The sequence below is a fragment of the Agrobacterium sp. BT-220-3 genome, from assembly GCF_025910175.1.
GTDB lineage: Bacteria > Pseudomonadota > Alphaproteobacteria > Rhizobiales > Rhizobiaceae > Agrobacterium > Agrobacterium oryzihabitans.
This window is the reverse complement of the sequence record NZ_JAPAIX010000003.1, coordinates 384,276-399,755: the sequence shown is the minus strand read 5'-3', so window position 1 is coordinate 399,755 and position 15,480 is coordinate 384,276. Positions and strand designations below refer to the sequence as shown.

The window sequence follows — 15,480 nt, the reverse complement described above, 5'->3', positions numbered from 1 at the left end:
CGGGTAAATGCGGATCGGGCGACGGAATTTTCTCGGTGGTGCGGCATGTGCCGGCCTGTTGCATGGCATGGTCGGCCAGGGATTTGCCGCGCAGAAGAAAGCGCCGGTGAAGGTGGCTCCCTATGGCGCGGCCGTCTATCTGCCGGATATGACCGCCGACAGCCGCCTTGGTGAGGCGGTCGTCAAATATTGCTCGCGCATCACGCCCGTGACCGAAATGAAATGGGAGGTCATGCGGCCTTCCGAAGATGTTTTCGATTTTGCCGCTGCCGATGCGCTCGCCAACTTTGCGCGCCAGCACAATCTCTCCATGCACGGCCATCCGCTCATCTGGTACGCCTCCAATGCGCCCTGGCTGTCCGGTATCCGTGGCGCGAAGGTCGAGAAGCTGATGGAAACCCACATCGTCAAGGTGATGGAGCGTTACAAGGATGTGGTCCATAGCTGGGATGTGGTCAATGAACCGATCCCCGACGTGCCCGGCAATGTCCGTTCGCGGCGCGATGCGTGGTATTACGGCGCGGGCCCGGACGCGATCAAAAAGGCATTCGAGATCGCGCATTCCGTCGATCCCAAGGCGCAGCTGGTTCTCAACGAATATGACGTGGAGTTTTCGGTCGAAAAATCGCCGGCCAAGCGCGCGGCCTTCCGCAACCTCATTCTCGAACTGCTTGAAAAGGGCGCGCCGATCAATGCCGTCGGCCTGCAGGGGCATCTGCGCGGCGGCTGGCCCATCGCCAAGGACGAGCTTGCCGCCTTCACCAAGGAAATGCGCAGCTACGGTCTTGCCGTTCTGGTGACGGAACTGGATGTGATGGACCAGACGCTGCCCGCGCCGGAAGCCGAACGTGACATGCTGATAAACCGCCAGGTCCGCGATTTTCTCGAAGCGGCCTGCGAAGGCGGGCCGCTTTCCTCCATCACCACATGGGGCATTTCGGATCAGTATACCTGGATCCGCTGGGCCTATCCGCGCAGGGACGGCACCGTGAACCGGCCGCTGCCGCTGGACTGGAGCTTCAACGAAAAACCGATGATGGCGATCATCAACGAATTCCGGAACCGTGGTGCGTGACTATGAGTGCTGAAATGCCGCTTCCTCCCGTACAAAAGGCGCTGCAAATCAATCTGCATCCTTTTGATGCGCCCCACGCGGCCCTTACGCTTCCGCATCAGCTGCGGGTCTGGGGCGGGCAGGTGGACCGCATTCTCCTGACCGTGGATACCGGGCAGGTCGGGGCAGGCCGCTACAAGGGCAACGGTTTTGAGGCGGCAAGCAAACGTCTGTTCGACATGCTGGAGGAAATGCAGGCCAACTATCCGCATCTCTATGTGGATGTGGTCGACTACAGCGATGCGGCGCGCCGCGCCGTGACGGAGACGTTCTTTTCACGCTCACCGACCCCCTATCCCGCCAAAGCCTTCGATGGCGGGCCCTTCCATGTCTATTTTCACGGGCTGAAACGCGCCAATGCCCGTTATGTGATGCATATGGACAGCGATATGATGTTCGGCGGCGGCAGCCAGAGCTGGTTCGGCGAAGCCATCGCGCTGCAGAAGGCCAACCCGGACGCGCTCTGCATCACACCCTTTTCCGGGCCGCCGACCGTGCGCGGCGATCTCGATGTTTCCCGCCATGTCGGCATGCCGGGAGTGCGGAACATCCCCGAGCCGCGCAAGCTGCCGTCGCGCATTCCCACATGGCGCTTCGCCACCGTTTCCACGCGCCTTTTCATGATCGACATGGATCGTTTCGCGAAACGTATCGGCTCGCTCGAATTGCTGAGGCCGGATGTCAAACGGCGCATCCGCTCCTATGCCTATAACCAGCAGCCGGTCTCGATGCCCGCCGAGGAGGTGCTGAGCAACAACATGATGCGGATCGGCGTTCACCGGCTCGATTTTCTCGGCACGGGCAAGGGCATGTATTCGCTGCACCCGCCCTATCGCTCGCCTGAATTTTACGCGGCGCTCGGCTCCATTGTCGAGCGTATCGAAAAGGGCGATATTCCCGAAGGCCAGCTTGGCGATTTCGACATCAACGGATCGATGGTGGACTGGACGAGCGCGCTTGCCGCCAAGACACGCTCAAAACGTTATGCGAAGGCGCTTCGCCACCTGTTCTCGGCGAATGTGCAGCGCTTTACCAAGGCTTAGAGGGGCTTGGTTTCCATTTTGAGCGTAACGCGATCTTTCAGCTTAACGGTACGCTAGACAAATTTTCCAGGTGTCAGCGGGCCGCCCCCTCATTCCTGTGCTTGTCACAGGAATCCAGCCGACGCGCGTCTGCGCGGCGAAAACGAGTCTTTTCAGCCCAAGGACTTGGGCTGGCAGGATCCCTGTGACAAGCACAGGGATGAGGGGAGAACGGCCAAAACCGGGGCCATTTTGAGGAGACATTCTTCAGCCGACGCGCTGATGCGGCATCAATAGTCGGTGATGAGCTTGCTCCAGCTCTCCGAGCTCAGCCCGCCAATATAGATATCGCCGGCAAGCGCCCGGTCCCTCAGAGCTTCATCCCGGGTGGCCATGCAGAAATAACCGCGGTGACGGAAGGTCATGTGGTTCTGGCGGTAAAGCGCGTTCATGAGAAAGGGCTGCGACATGCCCGTGACATGGGCATAGTTTTGATCATCGAAATGGCGGAACAGGGCGTTGAGCGCATCGTTTTCGCGACCGGCGTCACAGACGAGATTCAGCACATAGGCAGTTCGTCCCGCCTGGCCAAAAAACAGGGCGGCGCCGATGACCTTGCCGTCGTCATTTTCAATCGCGACGCTGCTCAATTCGCCGAGAGTGTCATTGGTTTTGCTCATTTCGATCAGCCAGTGGAATTCCTCGTGGGACCATTCCGGCCGAATGGAAAAGCGCTCGATCATCGCAAGCGCCGTGCAGCGGAATGTCTCGAAATCCACCGGTCTCACCTTGGTGCCGGCGACCTCGTGCGGCCTGATGCCTTTTTTCCAGGAGCGCAGGATACGGTCCGCAAAACCGAGCGCCATGAGGGCTGGCGTGGATTTGGCAAGCTGTGAACGGCGCGGCATGCCCAGGGCAATCGCGCAGAAGGGCTTGAGCGCCTTGTGCCATTGCAGGCTCTCCATCGGCAGCATGTTGCCGCCGATCGCAATCCAATGATCGGCGCTGACAGGGGAGGCCGTGTCCGAAAACAGCATATCGTGTTTCGTTGCGCGCATGCCGCGGGACAGGCGGGCTGCTCCAAGAGCGCCGAGTTTGCCTTTCGATGCGAAAGCGCACAGCAACCTTGCGGTTATGGTTTTCCCATTCGCGACAAATCGCATGGGCACGGCCAGAATAACGCTGGTGACCCCGTTCTCGCCGGCGTCGTAGACGACGCTGCCGTGATCGGGATGGAAAACGGGGCTGCCGAAAAACAATGTCTCGATGTAGGAGCGGAAGTTGAAGCTTCCCTCGCGACCGGTCTTCCTGAACGCGCTATCGAGCACAATCTCGACAGCCGGGACGTCCTCCCGGAGCATGGGGCGAACGCCCGTTGCACCCGATTGAACCGGGCGTTGTGTTGACTGATCGTTATTGCTATCGTCCATATTGGTGTGTATCGGAACGTCCACCTTAGGTTTCCAGCCTTTTTGCGTTTATGAGATCAACAAGCCAAAGATATATCCTGAGTTGTTAATATACGTTAAACAGAGTTTCGGATTATTACTTTAGTATATTCGCAATACATTGAAATGCCGCTGCGTGTACGCAGATGCAGGCGACCCTTTATATAGGCGCATTATTACCAAATAATAGAGAAATCAGCAACTTAAATTTGGAAAAAGAAGATCGGCCGCTTCGGAAATTCTATGTATTTCCATGCGTTTACCTTGAAGTATTTTCTTCGGCTTTTTTCCTTCATGATCGATACGGATTGCGGAAATACTATTCTTCCGTGTATTATGCATAACTAAAAAATAGGGATTTCGCGGGATATTCACATTATCGAAATGACGCATCGGAGACGATGCGGACGGGCATGGAAAAAGGAAGAGAAAAACCCCTTATGGATGCAGCGCACGAACAGCAGGGGCGTGGCTACTGGCGGGACGTCCTGTTTTATGTGACGTTCCTTTATTTCACGGTCGGTTTTTTGCCCTATGTCTCGCTCTCGTCGACCTATATGGGGTCCGCGATGGCGGCCGGATCCAACCTGCTCAACCAGCTCACTGCGATCATTCTGCTGTTCAGCTTTGCGGCGTTCATGGCGAAGGAACGTTCGTTCTCCATCATCTTCACGCCGCGTCTGCTGATGGCGGCGATTTTCGGCTGGTATGTCTTTACCTCGCTGGTGGGCGAAGCGCCGATGTTTTCGCTGCGGCGGCTTTTCATGTGCGCCATCATCTGCGTGCTTGCCGGCTGTTTTCTGCAATTGCCGCGCACGGAACGGCATTTCACCACGCTGCTTGCCGTCTGCACGATGATCATACTGTTCCTGTGTTATTTCGGCGTCATCGTTCTGCCGTCCCGATCCATTCATCAGGCGAGCGATGCGCTGGAACCGCTTCTGGCGGGCGACTGGCGCGGGGTTTTCCGCCACAAGAACGAGGCCGCCTCGGTCATGACGGTGTTGATCATCGTCGCGATTTATCTTTGCAAGCGCTGGTCCTTTGTCGGCGGTCTGGCGATGCTGCTGCTGTCGCTGGTCTTCCTTGTCAAGTCAGGCGGGAAAACGGCGCTCGGCCTGTTGCCGATCATTATCGCGACGGGATGGTTCATCCTGCGCTGGCCCCGATGGCGTTACGTGGTTGTGACCTCGCTTCTCGCCGTCTTCGCCGTGGTGACTGTCGGCACCACCGTCGATCCGGTTTTTTCGCAGATGCTGACCAAAATGAAGATCGATGCAACCTTTACCGGCAGAACCGATATCTGGACCGTGGCCATCGATTATATCCGGCAAAGCCCGTTGGTCGGTTACGGCTATCAGGCCTTCTGGCGAAGTGACGCCCTGATGACGAGCTTCACCGAGAACAATACCTGGGCGACGACGGCGCCGGATTCGCACAATGGGTATTTCGACCTTCTGCTTGCGGGCGGTGTGCCGGGTCTGGTGTTGGTGCTGCTGTGGCTTTATCTGCTGCCACTTGTGTATCTCGGCAAAATGGATGACGCCACGCGCAACAGCCCGTTGACGAGGCTTTATGTCAGCGTCTGGCTTTATGTGCTGCTCTTCGGCTTCCTTGAAACGATTTTCTTTCTCAGTACCGGCTTCGTCTGGTTTTTCCTTGCCGTTGCGGTGATGGGGCTGCGTTTGCAGGCCAATGCAAGCCTTGTCGAGGATGAGGCGGAGCTTGAGCCCCCCCAAACTGACGGACATGCGGATATGTTGCCGAAACATATTCAGCGACAGCCCTCCGAGGTCATTCACCCCGGGTGATATTCTGACGGGCGTGGATGCGTCCAAGCCACCGGCTCTCATTTTCTATAGGGGTATCTGGGCGGCCTGCGCACCCGGGGCAGCTTCGCCCGGCCTTTGCGCAACTCCATGCCGCAGAGATCAGCTATGCCCTCGGCTATGTCCGTCTCCCATGAAGGCAAGGTGCATGCGGCAGCCGCCGTGCCTTTCACTTTGCCGGATCATATTTTTTCAGCTCGCCCGGACATGAAGGAATTATAAAGTTTTTAATCATAATGATTTTGCAGAGAAATGAATTGAAGACATGGATGACGATTCATTGCAGCACTCTTTCTCTCACAAAACTCGGCTCGGCGTTTCCGCTTGCTGGCGGTGCCGCCGCACTGATGGGGAACTGTGACCCGCCATTATTTGAAGGGCGGGGGACGTTGTCTTCGGCGCATGTTTGATGCAGCCGTGACCAAGCCGATGAGCGGCTCACCGAAGCCTTGATGATCGAGGTGTTCCGACGTGCAATGTCAGTTTCGCCGAACACCTCCGGCACGGGGAAGGAGCGGTTTTTCATTGACGTGAGGTCTTCCGTGTCTTTTCTTCAAAACGCCAGCATCCGCACCAAAATCCTGTCGCTCATTCTGCCGCTTTGCATTGTCGGTCTGGGCGCTACCGCATTCATGTCCAGCCGTTTCAAGGAAGCGGACACGGCCTATTCGTTCTTCATCGCCAATGACAACGCCGCTCTGGTGGAACTTTCGCGCGCAAACCGAAACCTTGCAGCAGTGGGGTATGGCGCCTATCAGGTCGCGGCCTATGATGCGAACGGTTCGGATATCAAAACCGCCCGCGAATTTTACACCGAGAGCAAGAGGCTGCTGGTGATGCGCCTCAACAATGTAAAGGCGGCGTTTCCGGAGGAAGCGCAGACCATTGATGGTTTCCTGGCGAAATCCCAGGAGATCGTCGCAATCACCGACAAGGCCGTTGAATTCGGCCTTGCCGATCGCAACGCGGAAGCGGCAGCGGAGATGCTGAAGGCCGACGCCTCCATTCGCCCGACAGCCAATGACATGGCGGCCTTTCTGGACAAGCTGACCAAGGGTGTCGTCAAGGGAAGTGACGATCTGACGGACAAGACCAATTCGACGATCCTGACATCGCTGGCGATAATCGGTGTTGTCTTCTCAATCGGCATCATCCTTGCGCTGTTCGTCGCATCACGCGGCATCACGACGCCGATCGCCCGCCTGCGCGCGCGCATGGTGTCGCTCGCCAGTGGCGAGACGTCAGCGGAAATCGACGGCACCAGCCGCAAGGACGAGGTTGGCCAGATGGCAAATGCGGTTCAGGTGTTCCGCGAAAGCGCCATCGAGCGCATTCGTCTTGAACAGGAAACCGAAGCCAATCGCAGCCTGTCCGAGAAAGAGCGCATCGAGCGCGAGCAGCAAAAGGCAAAGGAATCGGCCGACGTCAAATTCGCCGTCGACAATCTGGCCGCCGGTCTCTCGAAGCTTTCGGAAGGCGATGTTTCCTATCGCATCGGCCAGCCGTTCACGGCGACACTCGATGCCGTTCGCAACGATTTCAACATGTCCGCTGAAAAGCTGCAGGCCGCATTGACGAAGGTTGCACAGAATGCCGGTGGCATTGGTGCCGGCGCAAATGAGATCAAGTCGGCCGCCGACGATCTTGCCAAGCGCACGGAACAGCAGGCCGCGGCCGTTGAGGAAACCGCTGCCGCTCTGGAGGAAATCACCACGACGGTCAGGGATTCCACCAAGCGCGCGCAGGAGGCCGGCCAGATCGTGAGCCGCGCCAAGGCCGGCGCCGAACAATCCGGCGAGGTGGTGCGCCGCGCCGTGGTGGCCATGGAGCAAATCTCCAAATCCGCCAACGAAATCAGCAACATCATCGGCGTGATCGACGAGATCGCCTTCCAGACAAACCTTCTCGCCCTGAATGCGGGTGTTGAAGCCGCCCGTGCCGGTGAGGCCGGCAAGGGTTTTGCCGTTGTCGCACAGGAAGTGCGCGAGCTTGCCCAGCGCTCCGCCAGTGCGGCGAAGGAAATCAAGGCGCTGATCAACACCTCGAACGACCAGGTGCAGCAGGGCGTCCAGCTGGTGGGCGACACCGGCAAGGCGCTGGCAACGATCGTGCTCGAAGTGCAGGAAATCAACCGCCACGTCGTCTCGATCGTGGAATCCGCACAGGAGCAATCCTCCGGCCTCCAGCAGATCAATACCGCCGTCAACCAGATGGATCAGGACACGCAGAAAAATGCGGCCATGGTGGAAGAAACCAATGCTGCAAGCCACAACCTCGCCAAGGAGGTTGCCTCGCTCAACCAGCTGCTCTCGCAGTTCAGGCTTGCCGACACCGCCTATCAGCAGAGGAGCCAGCCGGCTCCCGTTCGCAATGCCGGAAGCAACGACAAATATGTGGCATCGCCTGTGCGCGCACTCGGCCGCAAGATCGCCTCGGCATTCTCGGGCAACGCCGCGGTCGATACCTCAAAGGACGACTGGCAGGAATTCTAAGTCCGCCTGCCAGGGCCATGAGACCCCGGCGGGCCTGATATCCGGCCGATAACCGATAACACGCCGCGCAAGACCTGATTTCTTGCGCGGCATGTTGGCTTATTCAGGCCTTCCGGCTGAAGGATGAAGGTCGCTCACCCTGAAACACGGATATTGGCGGCCTATCGCTGCATGCAATTGCTTGTCGGCATGGCAGTCTTCTCAGGTCACCTCTTACCCTCCCGCAGCCTTCGCATCACTTCGAGGTTGTTGAGTGACGTCTCCGAGGTGGCGCGCATGGTTTCAACGGCGAGCAACTGTTCCTGATCCCGGCGCTGCTGCTGCTGGAGCATGCATTGGGTATAGGACTGGGATCCATAGTGCGAACCGAAATTGGCGCATGTGTTTCCATCCTGGTACAGATTTGCCCGGCGCTGCTCTTCAGGCGACATGCATCCGGTGAGCGCGAGGGTGAGGGCGAGCAGGCCGAGTGCCGTCCGGGAGAGCGTCTTCATTTCAAGATTGGCCATTTGGGTTTTGATCCTTGGTTGTGATTGTTGCTGAGGCCCCGCCACAGGTCGACGGCGGTGCGGAAGGCGCAGGTGATCGGCAGCGCACTGCGTGTGCGACTTCATTTTTCACCCGGTGGGACGGATGTGGATGTTGTGGCTGCGACGGCCGCCCGCTCAGATGATGCGGGGAATGATGTATATTGCTTCCAGGACCTCGTAGATCGCAGCTACGGCGAGGGCGAGGATGACAAGGCAATATATATTGGCGAGGGGCACAAGCCCGGCTTTCCAGGCCTCCCAGCGGGTACTTACCCGATATTCGCTTATCCGCAGAAATGTGCGTCCATGCACATAGGCGCCGAATGCGGCCAGCACGTAGGCTTGCCCCTCGATCAGGAGAGTTATGGAATGCGGCACGAGCATCGCTTTGTGAGCCCCGAGGGGTGCGAACATGATGCCCCACAGGATTCCCCGATGGAGTGTCGCCAATATGCCGATGAAGGGAATGATCAGTGACGGCAAAGTCGTCATGACAAAGGCAACCAGCAGGTTGATGATGAAGGTCATGCCCATCGCCTTGGGAAGGTTCTGGGAGCCATAGGCATCGGCGACCGTCTTCAAGACCCCTGGCCGCAGATAAGCCTCATCAATGCCGGTTTTTAAATAGGCCTGTATCTCGGGCAGCAGCATCGTGATCGCCATCGAGACGGCGAACAGGCCGTAAAAAGCCACGTTGAGAGTGAGAAAAGCTTTCCTGTGCTTTCGGATTACGGCGAAGGGGCCATGTAAGACGTCCATTGGAGGTTCCATTGACTTTCGAGCGAGAGACCGGATGGCCATTAGGCCGTATGATATGGTCCATTGCAGACCGTATTGATCTGTAATGGACCATATTGGTCTAACGTGGTTTTTTAAAACCGTCAAGCATGACGCGCGAACGCTTTTTCGCGGGATGGAAGTCGCAAATTTTCAATTACGTAGATATTTGTGGGAGGTCTTTTCCGCTGAGAAGCAGCGCCATTTCCTCCGCATAGGCGGTGTTGAACAGGCGCATGAGGCCGGCCGTGCAGGGCAGGGCTGCGCGGTTACGGGAGCGGGCAATATTACCGCAAAATCAGTTTTGTCAGGGGGGTACGCTTGGGCTTATGTGGCGCTGTGGCCCAATGCATCCATTGCCGCGGTGACGATCAGCCCGCGCCATTCTTGCGTCAGCTTTGTCCGGGTCGCCAAGCCGGCGCAGACGCCCAGGCCGGAAAACGCGCTGGTCACCCGGATCAACCGTTCCATATCGAGGTTGCCCATGTCGATGCCCAGTGCTTCGTACATCATGAAGCCGATTTCGTTCATCTCCGCATCTTCCGGGTTGGGATCCAGCGCTATGCGGTTGGAAAGTGCAGAGACTCCCGGTTGGCGAAAGGAAAAATCGACAGCCTCTTCCACGACGGCGAGGTCACGTGCCCGGCCGACCGGTAGAGATTTGACGTTGTCGCGAACTTCCCGGACGTGTTCCCTGAGCGCTTTGACGACAGCGTCATATATCGCCTGTTTGCTTGGAAAATGGTGCAACAGCCCCGTTTTCGAATAACCGACCGTATCCGCGATTTGTTGAACCGAAGTATGTGAAAAACCGTGCTTCGCAAACAGTCCGGCGGCACAGTCGATGATCTCGGCTTCAATCTGGGATTTTGTCGGTCGGAGCATGTCTTGAACGTTTTATTCGATGATTGAGTATGTGACGGATATAGCTGTCCACAGGCCACCATACGAGAGAGGGCGGTGTTTGTCTTTCGATTATTCATCGACGGCAAACGACTGATCGCGCCACGATACGTTTATCTGATGAGTGATGGTTTGCTCATGTGGTGAAAAGCTGAAGTGGCGCACCGCGCCGGGTGATGATGAGAACTACGTCTACGCTATAGCCCGGCCAGCTTGCATCACCTGCGACCCGCAAAGTCAGCCGCCTATCCTGAGGGCACAAGGAGATCCGGAAAGATATTACTTCTGAACGATTGCGCCACGACCAATGTCTGAAATTGGGCCGGTTGCAGACCGTCCGGTCTTGGTAGCGGGGTGACATAGCTGCTATAGAGCGCGGGCGACCTCTATGACTGCTTCCGACCCCATTGCGGCCGTTCGATGATATGAGACGAAGACAGCTAAAGCGGACCGTATAAGTCCCTGTCATATTGCTGCAGGTTTCAGGATTTTTGCGACAAATTACGGACAGCCTTACAGCTTGGCTGGCTGATAGCCGAAACCACCAATCTCAGCCGTCACGTTTTGTTAAGTACGAATCCATTCGATAAAATCTTAGTCATAATGCCGCGCGTGTACGCCATTAGTGGTCGACACCATAGTAATCCAAGCGCGGAGACTTCACATGCGACGATGTTTTCTGAATACCTTACTGATAACTGTCATCGCCGGCTTCAGCGTCCCGAGTGGTCCGACGCACACGTACGCTCAGTCGACTCCAAAAGCCCAGTTGGGAGAGGGGCGCGCATACGAGGTCATCGATAGCGAAGTCTGGGATGTGCCCGATCCGGTTTCCGGTCGCACTTACCAAGTCTTCGTCGCCTTACCACCGTCCTATGCGAAGGAACCTCAGCGGCGTTACCCCGTGCTTTACGTCACCGATGCTGATTACGCTTTCCCGATCATCCGGCAGATTGGCCGCCGTCTGAACGTCGAAGGGCCCCGGATCGAGGAGTTCATTCTTGTCGGTTTGTCTTATGGAAAGGGTGAGGATGGCAAGGTCAGCCGTCAGCGCGACTACACCCCCACGTCGAACGGTCCAAGGAGCGCACCTGCTGGTGCGATCCATGGGCAGGGACGGGCCTATCAGCGATATTTGGGTGATCAGGTGAAACCATCTATCGCCGCCCGCTATCGTACCGATCCCGCCAGATCGCTCTTCCTTGGCCACTCCTACGGTGCTTTGCTTGGCGCACAGATCCTGTTCACCGAACCTGGCTTGTTTAGCGGCTATATCCTCGGTAGCCCCTCTCTCTGGTACGACAAGCGCCACACCTTGAAGCTCGAAACGGATTACGCCACGCGGAACAAGGACCTGCCGGCGAAGGTCTATCTTTATGTCGGCGCCTTTGAGGCGCAGCGCAAAGGCGACCGGCGCTACAACCAGACGGTGGATATGGTCGCCGACAACCGGGCTTTAGAAGTAGCGTTGCAGAGCCGAAAGTATCCGAGCCTGCAATTGAAGTCGGCGGTCTTGGACGACGAGGATCACCTCACCGTCGCGCCGCGTGGCTTCACGCGGGGCTTAGAGTACCTTCTGAGTGTGCGCTGACAAATCGCATCGAAAACTGGAACGAAGCTGTCGCACGATTCCCACGTTTTGCGAGCATACCAGCCGCGCTGAATTTTCAGTGGAATATCCGTCACAAAGGTCAGGTGCAAAAGTCGGTCCTACGCGACCGACCTTTGCGATGCCGAATGGCCGCTTCATCCTCCCCAACTGGGCCATTCAGCCCAAACAGGCCGAGCGGTTGCTTTGGAGAAATTTGCGGCCCGCGTGAAGGCCGGAGTGGAGGCGCATAGCTGCCATTCCAAGCCACATAGGCGACATTTCCGTAGAGCAATCAATCGACCGCAAACGATTCGAACTTTTCCACCGCCGCTTCTACGCTTTTTCTGCGTACCGGGCGCATTTACCAGATGCGAAAGCGTATGTTCGGCGGCTACAGCGTACCGTGGAGGGCAATCGGCGGTATTTGGCGCACCCGACAGGATTCGAACCTGTGACCTTTGGAATCGGAATCCAACACTCTATCCAGCTGAGCTACGGGTGCAGCGGTCACGCTTGAATCGCGTGCAGCGGTTGGTTCATACCCCAGCTTTCTTTCCGCATCAATGTCTAAAAATCAAAGATTTGCGAAACCTTGCCGGTTTTCCTGTCGTGGCAATGGCGGGGCTTGTTGCGGGGTGTTGGCATCCGCTGTCGGGCAAAAGGGGCGGTGCGTCGTTTGACGTATTGTGTTTTTTGTGGAAAACGGTTTTCCCTTTTAAGTAGTATATTATTACCCGATCCGGCGGCGATTTCGCCGCTGCCGTACGCAGGTGGCCGGATTGGCGCAACGCCTTTGAAACAAGGAGCGGAAAGGGGATCGGGCCCCTCAAAATCGGCGGGTAATTAGTCGTACTTTTCTTGTCGCCAAGATGTTGATCTGGCTGTAAAGTTCGGCTATTCGGTTATTAACTGTCAAATTATTATACAATATTAGTATCATCTACATTTATTTGGGATACAGTTTCGGAACGTTGTCGGTTATGATTTCGGCAGGGTAAGGGAACGAATCAGGCGGGGGATCGGATGGCTTTGCGATTGGCACATAGCAACGGGCCGCGGGCGGAAAAAGCCGAAAGCGGCAGCATGGAGACGGCGCATCCTGCGACAATCGACTATGGGTTGCTGACGACGGCAATCGGTTATCATTTGCGGCACTCTCAACTTGCCGTGGCAAACGGGTTCTCCGATGTACTGGCGGAACTGGGATTGCGGCCGGCCGATTTTTCCGTTCTCGTCATCGTCGGTGGCAATCCGGGGCTCAAGCAGAGCGATGTCGCCGAAGCGCTCGGCATTCAGCGCGCCAATTTCGTTGCGATCGTCGACAGCATGGAAGACAAGGGATTGCTCGTCCGCCGCAGATCGGAAGAGGACAGGCGCGTTCATTTTCTCGATATGACCGATGAAGGCAGTAGCCTTCTCGACCGTCTTTCCGATGCATGGCGGGACCGTGAGGAAAAGCTGATCGACAGGATCGGCGGCAAAAAGGCTCGCGACCAGTTGCTGGCCCTGCTTGGCCGTCTGCGGGACTGAAACATCGAAAAGGCAGACGGGCGTGCGGCGCTGCGTCCTTGCACGGCGCTGCCCTCAGTCCATTGAGGGCATGGCGACATTAAACCTTTCACGACAGCCTGATCGGCCGCGGATCGATTTGCATTGCAATTTTCTTATGAAACGGCCAAGACGCGTGAACGTGTTTGCGCCTTGGCGCGCCGCGATCGCAATCTGATGTAATGGAAAGGCCCGGACGGGGACGCCATGCTGAATATCGATACGAGCCATCCGCTTTATCGCCCGCTATGGGTCAGATTGCTTATCGTCGGCTTTTGCGCCGCATGGGCCGTTATCGAATTCGTCAATCGCGAGTTTTTCTGGGGAACCATCGTCGGTGGCATCGCGGCTTATGCGGCTTATGAGTTGCTGGTGAAGTTCAAACCTGCGAATAGCAGCGGCGTCAGCACAAATGATGCAGGCAAGGCCGCACCAGATGATGCTGCCGAAAGCGCGCCGGCCGACAAGAACGACGCCGGCTGAGACGCTCCTATCTCTGTTTTGCACATTTTCAGAGTATAATACGCGGCATTTTTACCGGAAGTGCGCGCGGGTTCGCAGCATCCGGATCGCCTGGTCGATCAGGAGATTTGCTGCCGTCATGCGCAGTGTCGCATTGTGCCGGAACTCCGGCTTAACCCCATCGGGGTGATTTAGCCGGGCGAAGGCGCGGCGTTTCTCCGCCAATGTTGTAGCCGTGTCGGTTTCATCGATTGCCAGTTCCGCCGAAACATCGGCGAGCGAGGTTTTTTCGAGATATGCCGGCATCGGCTCGGGCTGGGGGGCCGGCTCGGGCTCGGGGGGCGGAGCGGGATCCGGCAGAAAAGCGAGATAGGCGTCGAGGTGGCCGTTTGCCGGTGGCGGCGCTTCAGGATGTGTGCCGACGACGAAACCCGAACTGAAACCGGCGATGCGGTGACCGGCGGGCGGCGGCTGTTCTTCAGCGCTTTCCTCTTCTTTTTCCTGTTTCAGTCTTTCGACCACCGACTGGAAGACGGATTGTCCGAAGAGCATGCGGCTTTTCCCTGCATCGGCCTGAATAGATCCGGCCTTATATAGAATGAAGGTGGCGTCTGGCTTGCCGCGTCAGACGCCGGCGAGCTTGCGGCTTTCATCCAGAACCAGGTCGTAAAGCAGGCGGGCGCTGGGCGGCAAAACGCGGCCTTTGGTGGTGATGATGCTGTAGGGCTTCACCACGAGCTCGAAATCCGTCGGCAGGATGCGCGTGCGGCCGATATCGGCCTCCTGGCCCGTCACGAACTCGGCCATGTCCTGGGCGATCGGCGCAATCGCATCGGTGTTGCAGATCAGGGCGAGCGTCAGGAGCATGGAGGGTGTGTTGATGATGTTGCGCGGCATGGCGACGCCATGGGTGAGGAACACATCTTCCATCGTTCTGCGCAAAAGCGCGCCGGGCGGCTGGAACACCCAGTCATAGGCGGAAAGGTCATCAAGGGTCACGGGCTCGCCGCCCAGCAGTGGATGGCCTTCGCGCACCACAAGACAGGCACGCTCGATGCCGATTTCATGGATGGAGAAGAGGCCCGGATCAAAATCATCCGGGATGCGGCCGATGATGAAGTCATGCCGCGCGGCCAGCAGTTCGCGGGCCAGCACGTTGCTGCTTTCCACCTGCACGTTGATTTCGATGCCGGGATAGGTGTCCATCGCCCGTTTTATGGCGGGAACGACGAGGCTGACGGCAGGCGCAGTGACGGCGCCGATATAGACCGATCCGCCGCTGCCGGATTTCATCTGGTTCAGTTCGCGGCTTGCCTCGCGCAGTTCCAGCAATATGGTGCGGGCCCGGCGGGCCAGCGCCTCGCCGAATTTCGTCAGCACCACGCCGCGCGAGGCCCTTTGACAGAGCGGGCTTTTGACGATTGCTTCCATTTCCGAGAGCATGCGCGAGGCCGCCGGCTGCGTCATGTTCATGGTGGCGGCCGCCGCGCTGACCTGTCCGTGCTCCTCGATCATGACCAGCATGCGCAGATGGCTCATCTTCAGGCCGGCGCGCAGAAGCGGGTTGTCCTCAAAGACGAAAAGCGCATCTGTTGTTTGCGTCTGCTCATACACTTTCTGGTTGCTCATGCGCCGCCCTATACCCCTCAATGGTTATTGTATCGATTTAATATATCATAATTGATATATGTTGGGCGACATATTCTATTTGACAGTTATATGGATTCAGAACAGTTTGCGGAATGCCGGGGAGGAGCGGCATCT

Annotated in this window: 13 protein-coding genes and 1 tRNA gene; 7 read left to right on the top strand and 7 right to left on the bottom strand. The window is 57.4% G+C overall.

The window, feature by feature from the left end; all coding sequences use genetic code 11:
• The first annotated feature begins 7 nt into the window (after positions 1-7).
• On the top strand, positions 8-1,075 hold the full coding sequence (uppI, locus tag OK142_RS12260) for a polysaccharide biosynthesis UDP-hexose transferase UppI (RefSeq protein ID WP_498682992.1): 1,068 nt from the start codon (positions 8-10) through the stop codon (positions 1,073-1,075).
• 2 nt (positions 1,076-1,077) lie between these two features.
• Positions 1,078-2,157 (top strand): polysaccharide biosynthesis glycosyltransferase UppG, encoded by a 1,080-nt coding sequence (uppG, locus tag OK142_RS12255; RefSeq protein ID WP_003491667.1) that lies wholly within the window; start codon positions 1,078-1,080, stop codon positions 2,155-2,157.
• Positions 2,158-2,426: 269 nt separating this feature from the next.
• On the opposite strand, the gene OK142_RS12250 is transcribed toward uppG, so the two are convergent.
• Positions 2,427-3,497, bottom strand: a complete 1,071-nt coding sequence (locus tag OK142_RS12250; RefSeq protein ID WP_498683240.1) for a GNAT family N-acetyltransferase — start codon at positions 3,495-3,497, stop codon at positions 2,427-2,429.
• Positions 3,498-4,024: 527 nt separating this feature from the next.
• Between OK142_RS12250 and uppW the strand changes: the two genes are divergently transcribed.
• Both uppW and OK142_RS12240 read left to right on the top strand, forming a co-directional pair.
• Positions 4,025-5,395 (top strand): Wzy-type polysaccharide biosynthesis protein UppW, encoded by a 1,371-nt coding sequence (gene uppW, locus OK142_RS12245; protein WP_498683239.1) that lies wholly within the window; start codon positions 4,025-4,027, stop codon positions 5,393-5,395.
• 560 nt (positions 5,396-5,955) lie between these two features.
• On the top strand, positions 5,956-7,905 hold the full coding sequence (locus OK142_RS12240) for a methyl-accepting chemotaxis protein (RefSeq protein WP_498682989.1): 1,950 nt from the start codon (positions 5,956-5,958) through the stop codon (positions 7,903-7,905).
• A 206-nt stretch (positions 7,906-8,111) separates the two neighbouring features.
• Here OK142_RS12240 and OK142_RS12235 read toward each other — a convergent pair whose 3' ends face one another.
• The 3 genes from OK142_RS12235 to OK142_RS12225 all read right to left on the bottom strand — a co-directional run bounded on the left by OK142_RS12235 (position 8,112) and on the right by OK142_RS12225 (position 10,097).
• Entirely contained in the window at positions 8,112-8,414 is a 303-nt protein-coding gene (locus OK142_RS12235) for a hypothetical protein (RefSeq protein WP_498682988.1), read from the bottom strand.
• Between the two features lie 156 nt (positions 8,415-8,570).
• Positions 8,571-9,194, bottom strand: coding sequence for a stage II sporulation protein M (locus tag OK142_RS12230; protein WP_498682987.1), 624 nt, complete (start codon positions 9,192-9,194; stop codon positions 8,571-8,573).
• Between the two features lie 345 nt (positions 9,195-9,539).
• Positions 9,540-10,097, bottom strand: a complete 558-nt coding sequence (locus tag OK142_RS12225) for a TetR/AcrR family transcriptional regulator (protein ID WP_082182794.1) — start codon at positions 10,095-10,097, stop codon at positions 9,540-9,542.
• Between the two features lie 682 nt (positions 10,098-10,779).
• On the opposite strand from OK142_RS12225, the gene OK142_RS12220 reads away from it, so the two are divergent.
• Positions 10,780-11,706: an alpha/beta hydrolase gene (locus OK142_RS12220; RefSeq protein WP_498682985.1), complete on the top strand. Its 927-nt coding sequence runs from the start codon at positions 10,780-10,782 to the stop codon at positions 11,704-11,706.
• Positions 11,707-12,131: 425 nt separating this feature from the next.
• Here the strand turns inward: OK142_RS12220 and OK142_RS12215 are convergent.
• Positions 12,132-12,208: transfer RNA gene (locus tag OK142_RS12215), tRNA-Arg, on the bottom strand.
• Positions 12,209-12,729: 521 nt separating this feature from the next.
• Between OK142_RS12215 and OK142_RS12210 the strand changes: the two genes are divergently transcribed.
• On the top strand, positions 12,730-13,236 hold the full coding sequence (locus tag OK142_RS12210) for a MarR family winged helix-turn-helix transcriptional regulator (RefSeq protein WP_003491655.1): 507 nt from the start codon (positions 12,730-12,732) through the stop codon (positions 13,234-13,236).
• A gap of 225 nt (positions 13,237-13,461) precedes the next feature.
• A complete protein-coding gene (locus OK142_RS12205) occupies positions 13,462-13,737 on the top strand; it encodes a hypothetical protein (protein ID WP_313608234.1) in 276 nt (91 codons plus the stop codon).
• Between the two features lie 51 nt (positions 13,738-13,788).
• Here OK142_RS12205 and OK142_RS12200 read toward each other — a convergent pair whose 3' ends face one another.
• Both OK142_RS12200 and OK142_RS12195 read right to left on the bottom strand, forming a co-directional pair.
• Entirely contained in the window at positions 13,789-14,268 is a 480-nt protein-coding gene (locus OK142_RS12200) for a hypothetical protein (protein WP_137038095.1), read from the bottom strand.
• Positions 14,269-14,340: 72 nt separating this feature from the next.
• The gene (locus OK142_RS12195; RefSeq protein ID WP_498682983.1) at positions 14,341-15,345 is read right to left on the bottom strand and encodes a LysR family transcriptional regulator; all 1,005 of its coding nucleotides are present in this window, start codon (positions 15,343-15,345) and stop codon (positions 14,341-14,343) included.
• Between the last annotated feature and the right edge of the window lie 135 nt (positions 15,346-15,480).

Bases quoted from the DNA above. Each gene is read 5' to 3' on its own strand.
- uppG (WP_003491667.1), top strand. From the start codon at position 1,078: ATGAGTGCTGAAATGCCGCTTCCTCCCGTACAAAAGGCGCTGCAAATC.
- OK142_RS12220 (WP_498682985.1), top strand. From the start codon at position 10,780: ATGCGACGATGTTTTCTGAATACCTTACTGATAACTGTCATCGCCGGC.
- OK142_RS12195 (WP_498682983.1), bottom strand. From the start codon at position 15,345: ATGAGCAACCAGAAAGTGTATGAGCAGACGCAAACAACAGATGCGCTT.
- OK142_RS12235 (WP_498682988.1), bottom strand. From the start codon at position 8,414: ATGGCCAATCTTGAAATGAAGACGCTCTCCCGGACGGCACTCGGCCTG.
- uppW (WP_498683239.1), top strand. From the start codon at position 4,025: ATGGATGCAGCGCACGAACAGCAGGGGCGTGGCTACTGGCGGGACGTC.
- OK142_RS12250 (WP_498683240.1), bottom strand. From the start codon at position 3,497: ATGCTCCGGGAGGACGTCCCGGCTGTCGAGATTGTGCTCGATAGCGCG.
- OK142_RS12200 (WP_137038095.1), bottom strand. From the start codon at position 14,268: ATGCTCTTCGGACAATCCGTCTTCCAGTCGGTGGTCGAAAGACTGAAA.
- OK142_RS12205 (WP_313608234.1), top strand. From the start codon at position 13,462: ATGCTGAATATCGATACGAGCCATCCGCTTTATCGCCCGCTATGGGTC.
- uppI (WP_498682992.1), top strand. From the start codon at position 8: ATGCGGATCGGGCGACGGAATTTTCTCGGTGGTGCGGCATGTGCCGGC.
- OK142_RS12225 (WP_082182794.1), bottom strand. From the start codon at position 10,097: ATGCTCCGACCGACAAAATCCCAGATTGAAGCCGAGATCATCGACTGT.
- OK142_RS12230 (WP_498682987.1), bottom strand. From the start codon at position 9,194: ATGGACGTCTTACATGGCCCCTTCGCCGTAATCCGAAAGCACAGGAAA.
- OK142_RS12210 (WP_003491655.1), top strand. From the start codon at position 12,730: ATGGCTTTGCGATTGGCACATAGCAACGGGCCGCGGGCGGAAAAAGCC.